The following is a 16,128-nucleotide window of genomic DNA, read 5'->3' on the forward strand; positions in this document are numbered from 1 at the left end:
TCAGCCGGCGGCGCTCAGGTCAGTTCTGTTCCAGCCCCCAGATCAGATGAGAGTCAATCAATAGTTGGTAATAACTCCTGATCGCCGAAGTCTTGGCTCCCAATGCCCCTTGCTGGGCAGTGGCGGCTTGGCGTTGGGTAAGCAACAATCCTTGCAAATCGCCCTCACCCAACAAGTAGGCTCGCTGCATCAGACGCGCGTTCTCACGCATGGAGTTCGCGCTTTCCTCTGCCAGTAGCATGCCATCGTAGTTGCTTTGCACAGTGATGATCGATGAATCGATTTCGGCGCCGATCTGCCTCCGAATAGCCTCAAGTTCCTGGCGTTTGGCCTCCGCCACATGCGTCGCTTGGATAGCCCTCTCGCTGCGGGACCCACTCGGGATCGGGATGCTGATCGATACGCCGACGAGTCGCTCCCTGCCGCGCGCCTCGGATCCACTGAAGACCCCAAGAGTGGGGTCTGGCGTCCGTTCGGCTCTGCTGCGCTGTGCTTGTGCATCTGCGCTTCGCCATGCGGCCTCGGCAGCCTTAAACCGGTCACTTTGCTCGCGAATTCGGGCTTGTAAATAACCAGAATCCTGCGCCAGCGCGGAGATGTTGGGGAAATTGGAGAACTGTCCATCAAAACCTGGGAAGCGGCTATGCAGTTGTGTCCATGTCAATGAAGCACCAAGCTTGGCTTCGTTGGTCTGTCGACGCTGTTCCGCCAACTCGGACTGCGCCAGGCTCACATCGAGCTTGGCGGCATCACCGGCTTTCGCACGCTTCTGTACGGCAGAAAGATTTTCTACCGCAAACTGCTGCATGCTCTTGCTGAGTTCATAGTTGGCATTGGCCTGCAACCAGGCCATCCATAACTCCAGTAGATCGCGCGCAGCCTCGTGCATGGCTTCGCCGTAGCGCGCCTCGGCTTCATCCACCGTCGCCTGACCAAGTTTGCGGTCTGCCGACGCCTTGGCGGGCAGGCGGATCGTGCGCTCCAGAGCGACGTTCCACTCATTCGAGTTCGCTTCGTTTTCGACACGACGGCGCTGGCCGGTAGCGCGCGCCGTCCATTCATAGGGCGATGCGTCAAGAATATTGGATTCTCGACGTGCCGCATCCAGCGTGGCCCGCGCAGCAGCAACGGAGGGATCCTGTTCCAACAGGGGGCGCGCAACCAGCGCCGGGATCGGACCGTCCGGTATGCCGGGGGAGCTTTGGGCTTGCGCGAACAACGGCAGAAAGAGCGCTGTCAGTAAAGTGCTACGAAGATTCATGCAAATTCTCCTTGTTCGAACACGGCCGTCACCCAGTAGCGCAGCCCCGAACGAGCAAATGTGTTTTTCAGACCGGAGAGCAACTTATCTTTGGCTTGCTCAGTGCAGAGGATTTGAACTTGCGTCATGACCGCACGCCCCAGAACTTGTTCGGACGCGGACAGGCGTTCCCGCTCAACCCCGTGTGCTGCCACGGTTACGCTGGTAAACACAGCGACGTCAGGCGCGACGAGCAATGAATCCAGCAATTGCTCTTCAAGATTGCGTGGACATAAGATAGTGATGATGGAATCAGACATGCTTGATCTCCTGGCTGGGTTCTTTGTCGGCGCCAGCGAACTTAAGATAGAGGATAGGCAATAGCATCAGGGTCAATGCGGTTGCAGTAATTAGGCCACCAATGACCACGATGGCCAGCGGGCGCTGGATCTCGGATCCGGGACCGCTTGCGAACAGCAGCGGAATCAGGCCAAACGCCGTGATGGACGCGGTCATCATCACAGGCCGCAAACGTCGCTTGGCACCGGTGACTACGACTTCGCGCAACGGCATTCCCTCATGTCGCAGCTGATTGAAATAGCCCACGAGAACGACACCGTTGAGCACCGTAATCCCGAGTAAGGCGATGAAGCCCACCGAAGCAGGAACAGACAGGTACTCACCGGTCAGCCACAAGGCCACGATGCCACCCACAAGCGCGAACGGAATGATGCTGAGAATAAGCAGTGCCTGCCTGATCGACCCGAAAGTGGCAAACAGCAGTACGAAGATCAATCCCAGCGAAATGGGCACTACTACGCCCAAACGGGCCGCAGCACGTTGCTGGTTTTCAAACTGCCCACCCCAGCTCATACGATAGCCGGTTGGCAATTTCAGCTTCTGCGCCACTTTGGCTTGCGCTTCTTGCACGAAGCCCACCAGGTCGCGGCCGCTGACGTTGGCGATAACAACACTGTAGCGGCTACCCATCTCCCGGTCGATTTTGACTGGTCCAGCCGCGCGCTCCAGAGTCGCAATACTGGACAGAGGAACCGTCATACCATCTTTTCCAGTGATACGAACTGCCGAAAACTCGGCAGGTGACAGCCGAATCGATTCAGAAGCACGTAACAGGATGGGGGTACGACGGTTGCCTTCGATCACCGTGCCTGTCTGCTGGCCCTCGATCTGCACCCGCAGCGCATCCTGGACGTCTTCCACCGAGAGGCCCAAGCGGCCTGCCTGCATACGGTCGACGATCACCCGCATGTATTGCACCCCATCGTTTTGAACCGTATATACGTCCTGATTGCCGGAGATGGTCTTGAGCACTTGTTCAACCTGGGTCGCGTATGAGTTGAGCTGTTCAAGGTCGGGGCCGAATATTTTGACCGCAATGTCGCCCCGTACGCCAATGATCATCTCGGAGACGCGCATTTCGATAGGCTGGGTAAAACTGTAAGAGATGCCAGGCAGGGTATCCAGGACCTTGCGAATTTCTGCCAGCAACTCGTCCTTTGTCTTCATGCGCCACTCACTCTGCGGCTTAAGCAGCAGATAAGTGTCGGTCTGATTAAGACCCATTGGATCCAAGCCAATCTCATCGGAACCGGCGCGCGCCACCACTCCCGTCACCTCCGGGATCTCTTTCATCAGTGCCTGATGAATCTTCAAGTCAATTGCTGCGCTTTCCTCCAGGCTCACGGAGGGGAGTTTTTCAATGCCGACAATCAAGCTCCCCTCATCCATGGTCGGCATGAATGTCTTGCCTACCTGCGTGTAGAGCACGCCAGCCAGCGCCAACATCAGGACTGCGCCAATCGATACCACCCGCTGATGTCTAAGTACCCATTCAAGCAAAGGGGAATATGCTTGCAGCAGCTTACGCGGCAGCCAAGGTTCTTCATGGCTGACATTCTTGATGAGATAAGATGCGATGACGGGAATGACGGTGAAGGAAAGCAGCAGGGAGCCGGCCAACGCGAAAACGATAGCCATTGCCACCGGCGCGAAAAACTTGCCCTCCAGATCCTGCAAAGTCAGCAACGGCAAAAATACGGTGATGATGATCAGGATTCCAGATGTCACGGGCACTGCAACTTCCTTTACGGCCCGATATACGATATGCAATCTGGGAAGTTTTCCGTCACTCTTGTCGTCGGCCAGCCGCTGCACGATGTTTTCAGTTACCACCACTGCTGCATCCACCAGCATACCGATCGCAATCGTCAGCCCTCCCAGGCTCATAAGGTTGGCCGACATGTCAAAGCTGCGCATGAGGATGAATGTGATAAGAGCCGCGAGCGGTAGTACTAAAGCGACGGTTACTGCTGCCCGCACGTTGCCGAGGAACAGTCCGAGCAGTACCAGAACCAAAATGGTCGCTTCCAGCAGTGCACGAGAAACCGCACCTACCGCCTTATCAACCAACGAGGCCCGATCATAAAAGACATCGAGCGTTACCCCTTTGGGTAAAGTCGACTGGATCTCTTCAAGCTTCTTTTTGACTCCTTCGACTACCTTTTGTGCATTGGCGCCGGCCAACCCCAATACCAGCCCTTGCACCGCCTCGCCTTGTCCGCTCTTGGTGACCACACCATTGCGTGTCATCGTTCCGACACGAACTTCGGCCAATGAACCGACACGCACGGGCGAGCGGTCCTTAACGGTGACGACAACGGAACGCAGGTCATCCAGATTCTGGATACTGCCTTCGGTTCGGACCAGGAGAACCTCGCCACCTTCAGACAGGCGTCCGGCACCATCATTCATGTTATTACTGCGCAATGCATCTTTCAGTTGCGCCATCGTGATACCGGCGCTGGCAAGTTTGAGTGGATCGGGGATGATCTCGAACGAACGGACCATTCCACCCAATGAATTTACATCCGCTACGCCTGGGACCGTACGCAACGCGGGACGAATTACCCAATCGAGCAAACTGCGCTTGTCCGCCAGACTCATTCCATCCGCTTCGATGGTGAACATAAACATTTCACCTAATGGTGTTGTCACGGGGGCCATGCCGCCGCTGATTCCCTGAGGAAGCAACTCTGCGATCCCGGCAAGGCGCTCGTTAACCTGCTGGCGTGCCCAATAGCGGTCGGTTCCATCTTCGAAGTCGATCGTGACATCGACCAGTCCGTACTTGGTCACCGAGCGCAGGATCTTGGTCTTGGGAATGCCAAGCATTTCCACCTCGATCGGTACTGCAATACGGCTCTCGACCTCTTCGGGGGTCATGCCGGGCGCTTTCATGATTACCTTGACCTGCGTACTGGATACATCGGGGAATGCATCGATCGGCAGTTGGGTGAACGCAAACCATCCGGCTCCGGCAAGCATAAGTGCCCCTAGCAACACGAACAGTCGCTGGGATAGGGAGAACTGGATAAGTCGGGCGAGCATTATTTCCCTCCCTTGTCATCCAACCACGCGCCTTTCAGGGCAACGATGCCGCTAGTGGCAATTTTTTCATTGGGTTGCAGCGCGCCCAGGATACGCAGACGCTGAGCTGCGCTAGCTTGCACCTTAACCGGACGGGCGTCGAATCCTTTTGCCGTGCGCACGAAGACAACCGCATAATCCCCGTCGTACGCGATGGCGGATAGCGGAACATCCCAGCTACCGGGTGTTTTCTCAGGCATCAGCTCCATGGTCACGAATTGGCCGGGCAGCAGCGCTCCCTGGCCGCCCTCCAGAGAGGCGCGCAAGGTCACGCTCTGGCTGCCCGCGGCCACGCTGGTGCCAACGCTAAGGAGTTTGCCCTTGACATTGATGCCTTTGACCTTCACCGGCGTCCCGGCACGCCAAGTGGCTGCATCCGAAGCAGAAACATGGATATCTGCTGTCAATACGTCAGCCTGTGTCAGGCGCATCAGCGGCGTACTGGCATCAACACGCTGCCCAAGTTTGACCTCGATATCAGTCACGATACCGCCCTTGGCGGCGCGTAGAATGAAACCATCCTCGACCGTGCCGGCGGTGCCCAGCCTGTCCATAAAACCTGCCATACGGAGAGCTGCTTTGACCTGGAACAGGGCCGCCTCACTCTCCTGCAGCGCGGCTTGCGACTCCTGCACCCGGCGCTGGGCAATGATGCCTTCATCAAAGAGCGCCTTCTCTCGCTGAGCATTTTGCGCGGCCAGGCTGTACTTTGCATTCGCTGTCATCAACTGCATCTGCAACTGACTAAAGTCCGGACTCACGACGCGCAGTAGCGGCGCACCTTGCTTCACGGTCTCGTTATGACGTACAAGAATCTGCGATACCATGCCGGCCAGCGGAGAACTAATGATTTGCTCGCGATCAGGCGGCACGGTGATTTGGGCGGGATACTGTACTGCCAGCGCTTCGGATTGCTGATCGAGCCGCACGAGCTGAATACCCAGTGCCTTAATCTGTTGATCGGTGATGGAGAATGATTTTGGCCTGTCGGCTGCATGGGCCGACAATGCTTGGAAGATGAGAATGGCAAGAGCAAGTCGCCCGACGAAAGCAGGTGTTTTCATATGGATGTCCTGATCTCCATCCGTCCGGGCAACACAAGGCAGCCCAGAGGCAGACGGATTAGTTCACTGCGAGAAATGTTGAGACGCGATGCAGCGATGGCCGAGCTGACGAAGACAGCCCCCGAACGGCGGGTCACTCCAAGTCGCCAGGATTACTGACGCAAAAAAATGGCGAAGGAATTAGATCGACGAACGTCGAGGGGGCCGGAATGGCGCAGGAAATACCGACTCCGGAACACGGGAAGCCAGTAAGGAAAAGATCAGGATGGTAGCTAACGCCCATACCTGCAGTGTCGCAGACATGGAGGCAGGAAGGGGCTGCCCGTGATCCGCAGCATGCAGCAATTGATGTTCTGCGCCGGTGAGAATGCCATGATCATCTTCGTCGGCATGCTGATCCATCAAGGAAACAAGTTTCCCATTCAGGGTGTGATCCAGATCATGATGAAGCCATTGCGTGCGCAAGTGCGCAATGCCAATGTTCGCAATAAAAATCGCGAGCATTAGTAAAGCAACACGTCGGCAGATGGTTCTTTTCATAAAATTGGATAAAGCACATTTTAAGTGCTGAATATTTCAAATTATCCGTTAAGGCCTGCTAGTTCTCAACCGTTATCAGGGGTAGAAAACATCCTTAATTTAATCCATTAGGATGTATTGCAACAAAAAATACAGGCTGAAGCATAGCACCAGCACAATGGTGATATAAGCGATTATCTTGAGCCATGTCATGGATGAGGCCAGTCACGATGATAGTCATCGATGACGTAATGGTGGCAATGACGCTTTCCGCCCCCAGCGAGATGCACATGCTCTTCATCTAAATCTGCATGCTCGTGCTCTATTTGCTCAGGATCAACAGCGGGCCATAGTTTTGCAGCGGCAATTACAGCCACTAGGGCAATCAAACCAAGGACGACAAATGTTAGCGACAAGCCGATACGCGCTCCGAGCCAGCCCGCAACCGGATAAGTAACTAGCCAGCAAGCGTGCGACAGTGCGAATTGCGCGGCAAACAGAGACGGCCGATCTTCCGCTGACGAGGATCGACGTAACAGTCGCCCGGACGGTGTCTGCGTCAAGGAGTAACCGATACCCAGCAACCCCCACAGTACTAGCATCCAATGATACGAGTCTACTGTACTACCCGCGAATAGGCCGATTATCAGTACCGAAGCACCGGATAACATCGCAGTACGATCAGAAATGCTTTTTAGGAGGCCCGGCAAGATAAAAGCGGCCGCCATCGAGCCTCCACCAAAAGCGGCGAGAGCCCAAGCAGTTTGCGTCTGCGTCAACCCGAACCTGGCCTGGACGTACACCACGGTGTTGACAATCACCATCGCGCTCGCCGCAGCAACAGCTAGATTGAGTGCCAGAAGGCCACGCAATCGGGGCGTAGCCAGGTAAGTCCGGAGGCCCTTGGTCGTGCGATCGTAGATGCCGCGGGGTGGTGATAGCTTTGCTTTTGGCAACACGACGGAGACCACTAGCAAAGCGGATCCGATGAATCCGATTGAAGTTCCCGCAAACAACATGTGAAAACTGATCACGCTCACTAGTGCAGCCGCTAGCATCGGACTGACGACACTTTCCAAGTCATAGGCCAGGCGCGACAGTGACAAGGCCTTGGTGTATTCGTCCTCCTCCGGCAACACATCAGGAATGGTGGCCTGGAAAGTCGGAGTGAAGGCAGCCGATGCCGACTGGAGCACAAAGATCAGGATGTATATCTGCCAAATCTGTGTAACGAATGGCAGCGAAATGGCCACAGCGGCGCGAATGAGATCAAGGGTCACCAAGGTAGTGCGTCGCGGCAGGCGTTCGGAAAACGCGGACGCGATCGGCGCCACGCCAATGTAGGCGATCATCTTGATCGCCAATGCAGTCCCGAGTACCGTGCCGGCTTTATCTCCTGCGAGGTCAAAAGCCAACAAGCCCAACGCAACTGTGGCAAGTCCCGTACCCACCAGCGCAATCACTTGCGCCAAGAATAAGTGGCGGTAACTGCGGTTTCGAAATACGGAAAACATGGTATTTCCTTCTTTAAGCCGGCAGTGCAATCCAGCCGTGATAGAACACATACAAGCCCACCATAATAATGACTGCGCTGGAGAAGTAAGGCGCCTTGCGGGCAAATGTACCGAAACCCGACCAGCGCTTGCTGACATGACGGATGCTCAGGGCTGCCACGATACCCGAGGCCACCATGGTCAGCGCCAGACCGATACTGAAGCACAGCACCAGGCCTGCGCCCAAGGAAACCTTCTTCAGCTGTAGGCACAGCAGCAGCACGGTAATAGCCGCCGGACACGGGATCAGGCCGCCGGTCAGGCCGAACATGACGATCTGGCCGGTGCTGATGTCCCTATTAGCGAACCGCCGCTTGATGTCGTTCGCGTGGGCTTGCTCGTGAGCATCCTGGTACGTCCCATCCGATACGTCCAGTCCATCATCGCCATGATCGTGGTGGTGATGCTCTTCATATTGGACGTCATAAATGTGGAAGTGACCGCCGTGCGACAGAAACACTTGTGCTTTGAACTCATGCGGCTCGGGAATCTCATCGATCGACTCCAGAAATGCTCCCTTGTCGACAAACTTGAAGGTCTGTTCGGTGCCATCTGGGCGAGTTGTGTGAATCTCGACGCCAGCGGCTGGCCAGCGATGCATGCCGTGCTCGGTCGATAACCGGAAGCGCGGCGGCACATTCTCTTCGAAGATATCGACACGCAGCATGCCATGGCCGGTATTGATCCACTTGGTCTCGTCGTGATGATGGCCATGCACCTCTTCACGTGCCTGCTGCCAAGTTCGGTACGCCATCCAAAGCGCCACGCCGATGATCAGTACGCCGGAGGCGACCTGGAAGTAAGGCTCCGACGATTCCGCGCTCCACTGACTGCCGAAGTACATGCCGGCTAAGGCGACCAGCCACACCACGGCCGTATGCGACAGCGTGGCAGAGATGCCCAACAGCACCGCCTGCGAGACGGTGCCGCGAATGGCCACAATGAAAGCAGCCATCATGGTTTTGGAGTGCCCTGGTTCCAGGCCGTGCAGCGCGCCCAGGAGAATAGCGCTGGGGATGAACAGCCAGATGTTGCCGGCGCCTTGCTGGAGCAGGCCTGCGATATCGATCATGGAGGTGCCTCAGAGGTATTTGGTGATTTCTTTGAATTCGCGTACCGCCTCGGCGGCGTCCTGGCCGTCTGACTGCATGGCGTGATCCAGGCAATGGCTGATGTGGTCGTGGATCAGAGTGCGCTTGGCATTGCCGACAGCGCTTTCGACGGCCTGCAACTGCTGGGCGACATCCAGGCAACTGCGTCCTGTTTCCATCATGGCAATAATGCTGCGCAGATGGCCTTCGGCCCGCTTCAGGCGTTTGATGATGTCGGAATGGGAGGCGTGGGTGCTCATCGCATATTTATCCTATCGGGGGGGATAGGATATCACGATTGCTAATCAGCACGATAGCAATGCCCTTAAAGTTAACTTTGTAATTTTCGTTACATGGTGTAGAGTTTTATACATGAATACTACATCGACACACTGGCACCTCCTCATTGCCAGCCTTCCCACCACCGGCGCCACCGCCCGCATGCGCCTTTGGCGGGCCATCAAGGCCCTGGGGTGCGTCCCGTTGCGCGACGGCGCCTATCTCCTTCCCGAACGCCCCGGGCATGCCGACACCTTGGCCGAACTGGTCGACCAAACCAATGCCGAAGGCGGCGAAGCCTGGCTAGTGAAGGTGGTTCCCCGGAACGCAGACGATGAACAGGCCTTCCTGGCACGGTTTGATCGTGCCAAGGAATATGGCGAATTTCTGGAAATGGTGGTGGAGGCCAAGAAGTCGCTGATGTCGCAAGCCACGGCGGATATCGCCAAGACGCTCAAGAAGCTGGCCAAGGAACGTGAAGCGATCGAGCGCATCGATTTTTTCCCCAATGAAGCGGCCCTGGCCGCCAATGCTGCCTGGGCCGATTTCGCCGAGAAGGCCGATGCGATCTTGTCGCCTGGCGAGCCGCAGCCGCAAGAACGGGACATTCCCTACTTGCAAATTCAGGATTACCAAAGGCGTACCTGGGCGACGCGACGCCATTTATGGGTGGATCGGGTGGCTAGCGCGTGGCTGATCCAGCGCTTCATCGATTCCAAGGCGGCCTTTTTGTGGCTGGACAGTCCTGCCAATTGCCCTGTGGATGCCTTGGGCTTCGATTTTAACGACGCCACGTTCACCCACGTTGGTAACAAGGTGACGTTTGAAGTGCTGGTCGCCAGCTTCCAACTCCCCTCGACGCCAGGCATGGCCAAACTGGCCGCCCTGGTGCATGCGCTCGATGCCGGTGGCGAGGCGCCGGCGGAAGCGGCCGGGTTCGAAGCGATCCTGACCGGTGCGCGTGCCCGTTTGGCCGACGATGATGCGTTTTTGGCGGAAGTCGGTTCCATCCTCGATTCTCTCTACGCTCATTGCAACAAGGAAACGCCATGAGTGCCATCGCAGAAAAAATACCGTACACCCTCTGGCAAATGGCGCTCTACATGCTGCGCCTGGGCACCCTAGGATTTGGCGGCCCGGTGGCCTTGGTCGGCTACATGCACCGCGACCTGGTCGAAGAGCGCAAGTGGATCAGCGATGCCGACTACAAGGAAGGGCTCGCCTTAGCGCAATTGGCACCGGGGCCGCTAGCGGCCCAACTGGAAATTTACCTGGGCTACGTCCACTACCGCATCTGGGGTGCCACCATCGCCGGACTCGCCTTCGTTCTGCCGTCGTTCTTCATGGTCGTGGCGCTGGGTTGGGCCTACATGCATTTTGGCGGCCTTAGCTGGATGCAAGCTGTGTTCTATGGGGGGTCGGTTCAGAAAACGGAAAATAAAGCACGCTAAGCCGTTGCCCGACATCCCAAAGGACGATGGCCCGGCTCAGTGAGAGCTAAGTCCGCCTGCGTACCTTCTCCACTGTGCAAATCCCTGCACTCTTTTGGAGAAGCATCATGTACCGCTACACCAGACTTTCCCTTCTAGCCGTCGCCATCGCTACAACCGGCGCGGTCGCCTACGCCGCCAATGGCGGTATGGGAAACGACGCAATGGCTATCGCCAAGGCCAAGATTCCGCTCACTCAGGCGGTCACCGTTGCCGAGCAGCACGCCAATGGCAAGGCGTCACGCGCCGAGTACGAGAACTCGAAGCAAGGCTGGGTCTATGACGTCGAAGTCGTCAGCGGGGCCAAGGTCTTCGATGTCCGGGTCGATGCCAACAAGGGCACGGTCATCTCGTCCGCCGAGGACAAGGCGGATCACGATGACGACCACGACAAGCGTGACTGAATTCCCGACAGCATGGCTGGATCGCCCACGTGTGAGGCGATCCAGCCCGGAGACCCTATGGAATCACTCAACCAAACATTGTTTCTCTGGCTTAACGCACCGGAGCACCCCAGCGCTTTGGCGCTGACGCTCGCCGTCTTTTTTGCCGAGCGGCTTATCTGGGCGATGCCGCTCGTGATAGGTATCGGCTGGCCGACTACACCGGCCCAAGCGAGCGGCGACGACAGTTCGAGCGGGAACTGATGTGACGCCAGCGCCGCGCTGGCCGCTGCATCCGGCTCCCAGAGAAGGCGAAGCCTTGTCTTCGTGGCTCAACCGCGTGGCCCTTTGCTATCACATGGAAGTGTCCGAGCTGCTGGAGCACGATCTTGGTCACGGCCAGGCTGATGACATGGATACCGCGCCACCACAGTCGCTGCTGACAATGCTCTCCCGGCGGAGCGGCATCGAGCTGGATCGGCTGCGTTGCATGAGTTTCGCCGGCTGGGTGCCTTGGTTACTGGACAGCCTTGATGATCAGATTCCTGACGCTTTAGAAACCTATACGTTCCAGCTCTCGGTGTTGCTGCCGAAACTCCGCCGTAGGACGCGATCTATCACGAGCTGGCGCGCCTGGCTGCCCAGCCAGCCATTACATCGCGCCTGTCCACTCTGCCTGAACGATCCGGCAAACCAAGCCGTATTACTTGCGTGGAAGCTGCCCCTGATGCTGAGCTGCCCGCTGCATGGGTGCTGGCTGGAATCGTATTGGGGCGTGCCTGGGCGGTTTCTCGGCTGGGAAAACGCCGACGCCGACCCACGCACGGCCAGCGACGCGATTGCGACGATGGACCGGCGTACCTGGCAGGCACTGACGACCGGCCATGTTGAGCTGCCGCGCCGACGCATCCACGCCGGATTGTGGTTTCGGCTGCTACGCACGCTGCTTGATGAGCTGAACACCCCGCTTTCGGCGTGCGGAACCTACGCGGGGTATCTCCGCCTGATCTGGGAACGCTGTGGGTATCCGCTGCGTGCTGGGCAAAGTCTGTGGCGACCGTATGAAACCCTGATCCTAGCAGTAGGGTTGCAGATGCTGGAGGCTGCGGCAACGGCAATCAGCTTGATCGAAGTGAGGGATATAAGCCCGCCTGGCGAGCATGCAAAGCTATTCTGGTCCGAGCCCCAAACCGAGTTCACCAGTGGCCTGCCGGCGAAAGCGCCGAAGCCCGAACCCGTCAATCACTGGCAACGTGCAGTCCAGGCCATCGATGAAGCCATCATTGAAGCGCGGCACAACCCCGAGACGGCACGCTCGCTGTTCGCGTTGGCTTCCTATGGTCGGCGCGACCCAGCTTCCCTGGAACGGTTGCGAGCCACCTTCGTGAAGGAAGGCATCCCGCCGGAATTCCTGTCACATTATGAGCCTGATGGACCCTTTGCATGCCTTAGACAGAATGACGGGTTAAGTGACAAATTTTAACGGCCTGAGCTTTCCGGCGCACACTGTCACATAATCGAACGTATACGTGACGGGTGAAAAGGTGCTGATCGGCTACATGCGGGTATCGAAGGCGGACGGATCCCAGTCCACCAATTTGCAACGCGATGCGCTCATCGCCGCTGGTGTGAGCCTTGCGCACCTTTACGAGGATCTGGCCTCGGGCAGGCGCGATGATCGCCCAGGGTTGGCTGCTTGCCTGAAGGCGCTTCGTGAAGGGGACACGCTGATCGTGTGGAAGCTCGATCGGCTTGGCCGTGATCTGCGCCACCTGATCAACACCGTGCACGACCTAACTGCGCGTAGCGTGGGCCTGAAGGTCCTGACCGGTCACGGTGCGGCGGTCGACACGACGACTGCCGCCGGCAAGCTTGTGTTCGGTATTTTTGCCGCGCTGGCCGAGTTCGAGCGTGAGTTGATTTCCGAGCGAACAGTCGCTGGACTTATCTCGGCGCGCGCTCGCGGCAGGAAAGGGGGGCGCCCCTTCAAGATGACCGCCGCCAAGCTACGCCTGGCGATGGCCAGCATGGGGCAACCGGAAACCAAGGTGGGCGATCTCTGCGAAGAACTCGGGATTACCCGGCAGACGCTCTACCGGCACGTGTCGCCCAAGGGCGAACTGCGGCCAGACGGCGTAAAGCTGCTCTCCCTCGGTTCAGCCGCATAAATGGAGGCGACCTGGAACGGGGCGCTGTTCAGTGCGGCAACGATCCGATTACCGGTGTCGACCCTCAAGAGCCGCTCAGAATTTCTGGCCCAGCGCCGGCAGTGCAGCGGTTGCGGTCAGTGAGATGCGCGCAGAGAAGGTCAGCTCTCGGCCAGAAGCAGACATTCGTTTTGCTATTTATATTCTATTGAGCCTAAATCCGGAGAATGGAGAATCAAATCTGCAAGGCTTGCCACCGGACCGCTTAACGAAGTTTCTGAGCGATGTACGAGATAAAGATCTTTGTAAACATCTTCTTCAATCGGAATTGCATGTAACCATCCGCTTGCCTGTTCATGCTTGACCGCGCTTTCCATCACAAGCGAGATTCCTAGCCCTGCGTGGACCGCGTGTTTGACCGCCTCGGTGCTACCTAACTGCATACCCACTGTGAACTCTGCCGAGTCGGCACCGGCATATTGTTGTAGTAGGCGCCCAGTTCCGGTAGCCGCTTCGCCTCCAAGCAAGATCTGGGATTTTAACCACTTAAGTGGAATGGTCGACTCGGCAGCCCAAGGATGGCCGGGGCGAACAATGACAACCATCCTCTCGCGCCGCCATACTGTTGAGACGAACCCAGGACGTGAGTCCCACCACTCCATTACCGCTACATCCACTTCAAGCGTTTCCAGCAAAGCGGCAATCTCGATATTTTTGCCGATCCTCACATCGATCTTGTTTGCTAATTTATCTTGGAGCGCCTTGATATAGGGTTGTAAAAGATAAATGCCGATATTGGAGCTTGCACCAACGACCAGGCTTTTATTGTGGAGGGCTGCCGTAGCCTTATGGCTAGTACGGAGCAATTGTTCCGCATAGGGGAAAAAAATCTTTCCCTCCAATGTCAGGCTTTGCGGCATTGTTGCGCGGTCAATCAGCCGGGCCTGCAAAGACTGCTCCAGCCGCTTGATATGCTGCGTTACTGTTGGCTGGGACAATCCAGTTTGCTTCGCCGCTTCGCGAAAGCCCCCGCATTTGACGACGGCAATGAACGTCGCCACACGCTCCAGATCTATCACGCCGCCTTTACTCCCGGATACGGCTGATTAATCGCGCCCATCGGTTTTTCACCAGCGAGTGCCTGGATGATGTTCATCGCTGCCTGCCGCTCGATTTCAAGCCGAACTTCCTTGACCGCCGATCCCAAATGCGGCGTAAAAAACGTTTGTGCCGTATTGTCGAGCAGCGCCTTGGGGATAGCCTGCGGGCGATCAGCGCGTATCCATTCTTCCATCTCGAAGACATCGGCTGCATATCCAGCTAGTTTTCCAGACGCCAGTGCTGCTATCACCGCATTCTCATCCACGACCGAGCCGCGACATGCATTGATCAGGTAGCTACCGGTTTTCATCTTGGCCAACGCGGTGGCATCGATCAGATGCAGTGTCTCTGCGGCCATCGGAACCATCGGCACGACATAATCACATTTTTCGAGCAGTTCATCGAGCGTGACGCGCTGTACGTGCCAAGCCTTTTCTTGTTCGGCATTGAGCGGAATCGGATCGCAATACAAGAGATTCATTTCAAAGCCAGCCAAGCGCTGGGCGATTGCACGGCCGACCGCCCCCATACCAATGATGCCAAGCGTTTTTCCTGTCAAACCAGAGCCATATAGTGTCGGCCGCCAGCCTTGGAAGTGTCCGCTACGGATTTGCCTATCGCCTTCCAGCATATGCCTTGTCAAACCGAGAAGAAGGCCGATAGTCAGTTCAGCGGTCGGGATCGTAAGCAAATCCGGCACAATCGTAAGCCATACACCGTGGCGTGTGCAGGCGTTGACATCGAAGTTATCATAGCCTTTAAGCGCGGCGCCGATGACACGCAGCTTTGGACATTCCTCGAGAAACGCGCTGTCGATGCTGTCCGGCATGAAAGCCATGAGTGCATCCGCATCTTTGGCTCGCGCAATTACCTCAGAACGCGGCAAGGTTTCCCGTGTGGTGTTGGGGATAACATCGGCGCTAGCGGACAACAATTCGATGATTTCCGGGTGCACCCAGTGGGTGAGGACGACTTTGGGCTTCATAAAAACCTTTGTAAGCTTTGGGAGTTATTTGAACTTGCGACGCAGGAAGGAGCTGAAGGCGTCGACGAGGGTAACCATGCCTAAAATAACCAGCAAAATAGCCGAGACATCCTGGTATTGCATGATGCGCAGAGAGCCCATCAGCTCGAACCCGATTCCACCGGCGCCGACCATGCCCATCACGGTCGAAGCACGGAAGTTGTATTCCCATCGATAGATCGCGGTATCGGCCATTTGCGGAAGCACTTGGGGAAAGATCCCATGAAAAATCACCTGCAATGGCGTGCAGCCCGCTGCATGCGCGGCTTCTACCGGTGCCGGATCGGCATGTTCGATCGATTCCGAAAAAAATTTGGCGATCATGCCAACCGAATGTAAGCCTAGGGCTAAAACACCCGGCAATGCGCCGAAGCCAACGGCTGCCACGAACAGGATGCCCATGATCAGTTCGGGTATCGATCGCAAAGCGTTTAACAGGCCGCGTGTGGCTTGATACACGAGTGGATGAGGGCTAGTATTCCGCGCGGCGAGCACTCCTAAGGGAATGGATAGCAATACCGCGATTGCCGTACCGGCGATACTCATGGCCAAGGTATCCAGTACCGGTTTGACCCAGGTGCCAGCCTGCGAGAAGTTCGGTGGGAACATCTCGCCGGCAATTTTTACCAGGCTTGGCATGCCATCCTTCAATCGCTCGGCATCAAATAGGCCGACGTAATACCAGCAACCGATCACAATCGCCAGCACAACGGCAAACTGCAGTATCGTGCGGTTCCATACGCGCTGGCGCTCGGCCAGAATCAAACCAAAATCAGCTTGCATGCTGTCG

Annotated in this window: 16 protein-coding genes and 1 pseudogene; 7 read left to right on the forward strand and 10 right to left on the reverse strand. The window is 56.9% G+C overall.

What is annotated here, in order from left to right; translation table 11 throughout:
* Positions 1 to 19 precede the first annotated feature (19 nt).
* From FYB76_RS19380 to FYB76_RS19395, 4 genes are read right to left on the reverse strand one after another with little or no spacing between them, the layout of a single operon-like run.
* Positions 20 to 1,261: a TolC family protein gene (locus FYB76_RS19380; protein ID WP_050470053.1), complete on the reverse strand. Its 1,242-nt coding sequence runs from the start codon at positions 1,259 to 1,261 to the stop codon at positions 20 to 22.
* Entirely contained in the window at positions 1,258 to 1,560 is a 303-nt protein-coding gene (locus FYB76_RS19385) for a DUF3240 family protein (protein WP_050470052.1), read from the reverse strand. Before FYB76_RS19385 ends, FYB76_RS19380 begins: the two co-directional genes overlap by 4 nt.
* Positions 1,553 to 4,648 (reverse strand): efflux RND transporter permease subunit, encoded by a 3,096-nt coding sequence (locus tag FYB76_RS19390; protein ID WP_061286720.1) that lies wholly within the window; start codon positions 4,646 to 4,648, stop codon positions 1,553 to 1,555. Before FYB76_RS19390 ends, FYB76_RS19385 begins: the two co-directional genes overlap by 8 nt.
* Positions 4,648 to 5,751 carry an efflux RND transporter periplasmic adaptor subunit gene (locus tag FYB76_RS19395; RefSeq protein ID WP_050470050.1) on the reverse strand — a complete coding sequence of 368 codons (1,104 nt, stop codon included), beginning with the start codon at positions 5,749 to 5,751 and terminating at the stop codon, positions 4,648 to 4,650. Before FYB76_RS19395 ends, FYB76_RS19390 begins: the two co-directional genes overlap by 1 nt.
* A 324-nt stretch (positions 5,752 to 6,075) precedes the next feature.
* Here FYB76_RS19395 and FYB76_RS19400 point away from each other — a divergent pair, with 324 nt between their 5' ends.
* Complete coding sequence (locus tag FYB76_RS19400; RefSeq protein ID WP_050470049.1) at positions 6,076 to 6,258, forward strand: hypothetical protein; 183 nt, start codon at positions 6,076 to 6,078, stop codon at positions 6,256 to 6,258.
* 221 nt (positions 6,259 to 6,479) lie between these two features.
* Here FYB76_RS19400 and FYB76_RS19405 read toward each other — a convergent pair whose 3' ends face one another.
* Genes FYB76_RS19405 through FYB76_RS19415 form a run of 3 tightly spaced genes read right to left on the reverse strand, consistent with a single transcriptional unit; the run spans position 6,480 to position 9,174 of the window.
* Positions 6,480 to 7,784, reverse strand: a complete 1,305-nt coding sequence (locus FYB76_RS19405) for an MFS transporter (protein WP_050470046.1) — start codon at positions 7,782 to 7,784, stop codon at positions 6,480 to 6,482.
* A 13-nt stretch (positions 7,785 to 7,797) separates the two neighbouring features.
* Complete coding sequence (locus FYB76_RS19410) at positions 7,798 to 8,895, reverse strand: nickel/cobalt efflux transporter (protein ID WP_050470042.1); 1,098 nt, start codon at positions 8,893 to 8,895, stop codon at positions 7,798 to 7,800.
* 9 nt (positions 8,896 to 8,904) lie between these two features.
* The gene (locus FYB76_RS19415; protein ID WP_050470040.1) at positions 8,905 to 9,174 is read right to left on the reverse strand and encodes a metal-sensing transcriptional repressor; all 270 of its coding nucleotides are present in this window, start codon (positions 9,172 to 9,174) and stop codon (positions 8,905 to 8,907) included.
* A gap of 112 nt (positions 9,175 to 9,286) precedes the next feature.
* On the opposite strand from FYB76_RS19415, the gene FYB76_RS19420 reads away from it, so the two are divergent.
* From FYB76_RS19420 to FYB76_RS19445, 6 genes and pseudogenes are all read left to right on the forward strand, one after another.
* Positions 9,287 to 10,246 (forward strand): chromate resistance protein ChrB domain-containing protein, encoded by a 960-nt coding sequence (locus FYB76_RS19420; protein ID WP_050470039.1) that lies wholly within the window; start codon positions 9,287 to 9,289, stop codon positions 10,244 to 10,246.
* A pseudogene (locus tag FYB76_RS19425) lies at positions 10,243 to 10,608 on the forward strand (chromate transporter); the annotation flags it as partial. The gene FYB76_RS19420 and the pseudogene FYB76_RS19425, both read left to right, overlap by 4 nt.
* A gap of 143 nt (positions 10,609 to 10,751) precedes the next feature.
* Complete coding sequence (locus FYB76_RS19430) at positions 10,752 to 11,087, forward strand: PepSY domain-containing protein (RefSeq protein WP_050470036.1); 336 nt, start codon at positions 10,752 to 10,754, stop codon at positions 11,085 to 11,087.
* A gap of 57 nt (positions 11,088 to 11,144) precedes the next feature.
* Positions 11,145 to 11,330: a hypothetical protein gene (locus FYB76_RS19435; protein WP_050470034.1), complete on the forward strand. Its 186-nt coding sequence runs from the start codon at positions 11,145 to 11,147 to the stop codon at positions 11,328 to 11,330.
* A 1-nt stretch (position 11,331) separates the two neighbouring features.
* Positions 11,332 to 12,549, forward strand: a complete 1,218-nt coding sequence (locus FYB76_RS19440; protein ID WP_050470032.1) for a TniQ family protein — start codon at positions 11,332 to 11,334, stop codon at positions 12,547 to 12,549.
* 61 nt (positions 12,550 to 12,610) lie between these two features.
* Positions 12,611 to 13,234: a recombinase family protein gene (locus FYB76_RS19445; RefSeq protein ID WP_003155741.1), complete on the forward strand. Its 624-nt coding sequence runs from the start codon at positions 12,611 to 12,613 to the stop codon at positions 13,232 to 13,234.
* Between the two features lie 173 nt (positions 13,235 to 13,407).
* Here the strand turns inward: FYB76_RS19445 and FYB76_RS19450 are convergent, their stop codons facing one another.
* From FYB76_RS19450 to phnE, 3 genes are read right to left on the reverse strand one after another with little or no spacing between them, the layout of a single operon-like run.
* The gene (locus FYB76_RS19450) at positions 13,408 to 14,292 is read right to left on the reverse strand and encodes a LysR family transcriptional regulator (protein ID WP_080324167.1); all 885 of its coding nucleotides are present in this window, start codon (positions 14,290 to 14,292) and stop codon (positions 13,408 to 13,410) included.
* Positions 14,289 to 15,299 (reverse strand): phosphonate dehydrogenase, encoded by a 1,011-nt coding sequence (locus FYB76_RS19455; RefSeq protein ID WP_009238667.1) that lies wholly within the window; start codon positions 15,297 to 15,299, stop codon positions 14,289 to 14,291. Before FYB76_RS19455 ends, FYB76_RS19450 begins: the two co-directional genes overlap by 4 nt.
* Positions 15,300 to 15,323: 24 nt before the next feature.
* Positions 15,324 to 16,121 carry a phosphonate ABC transporter, permease protein PhnE gene (phnE, locus tag FYB76_RS19460; protein WP_009238668.1) on the reverse strand — a complete coding sequence of 266 codons (798 nt, stop codon included), beginning with the start codon at positions 16,119 to 16,121 and terminating at the stop codon, positions 15,324 to 15,326.
* Positions 16,122 to 16,128: the final 7 nt, after the last annotated feature.

Origin of the sequence: Herbaspirillum sp. CAH-3, assembly GCF_009668275.1 — a bacterium.
GTDB lineage: Bacteria > Pseudomonadota > Gammaproteobacteria > Burkholderiales > Burkholderiaceae_D > Herbaspirillum > Herbaspirillum aquaticum.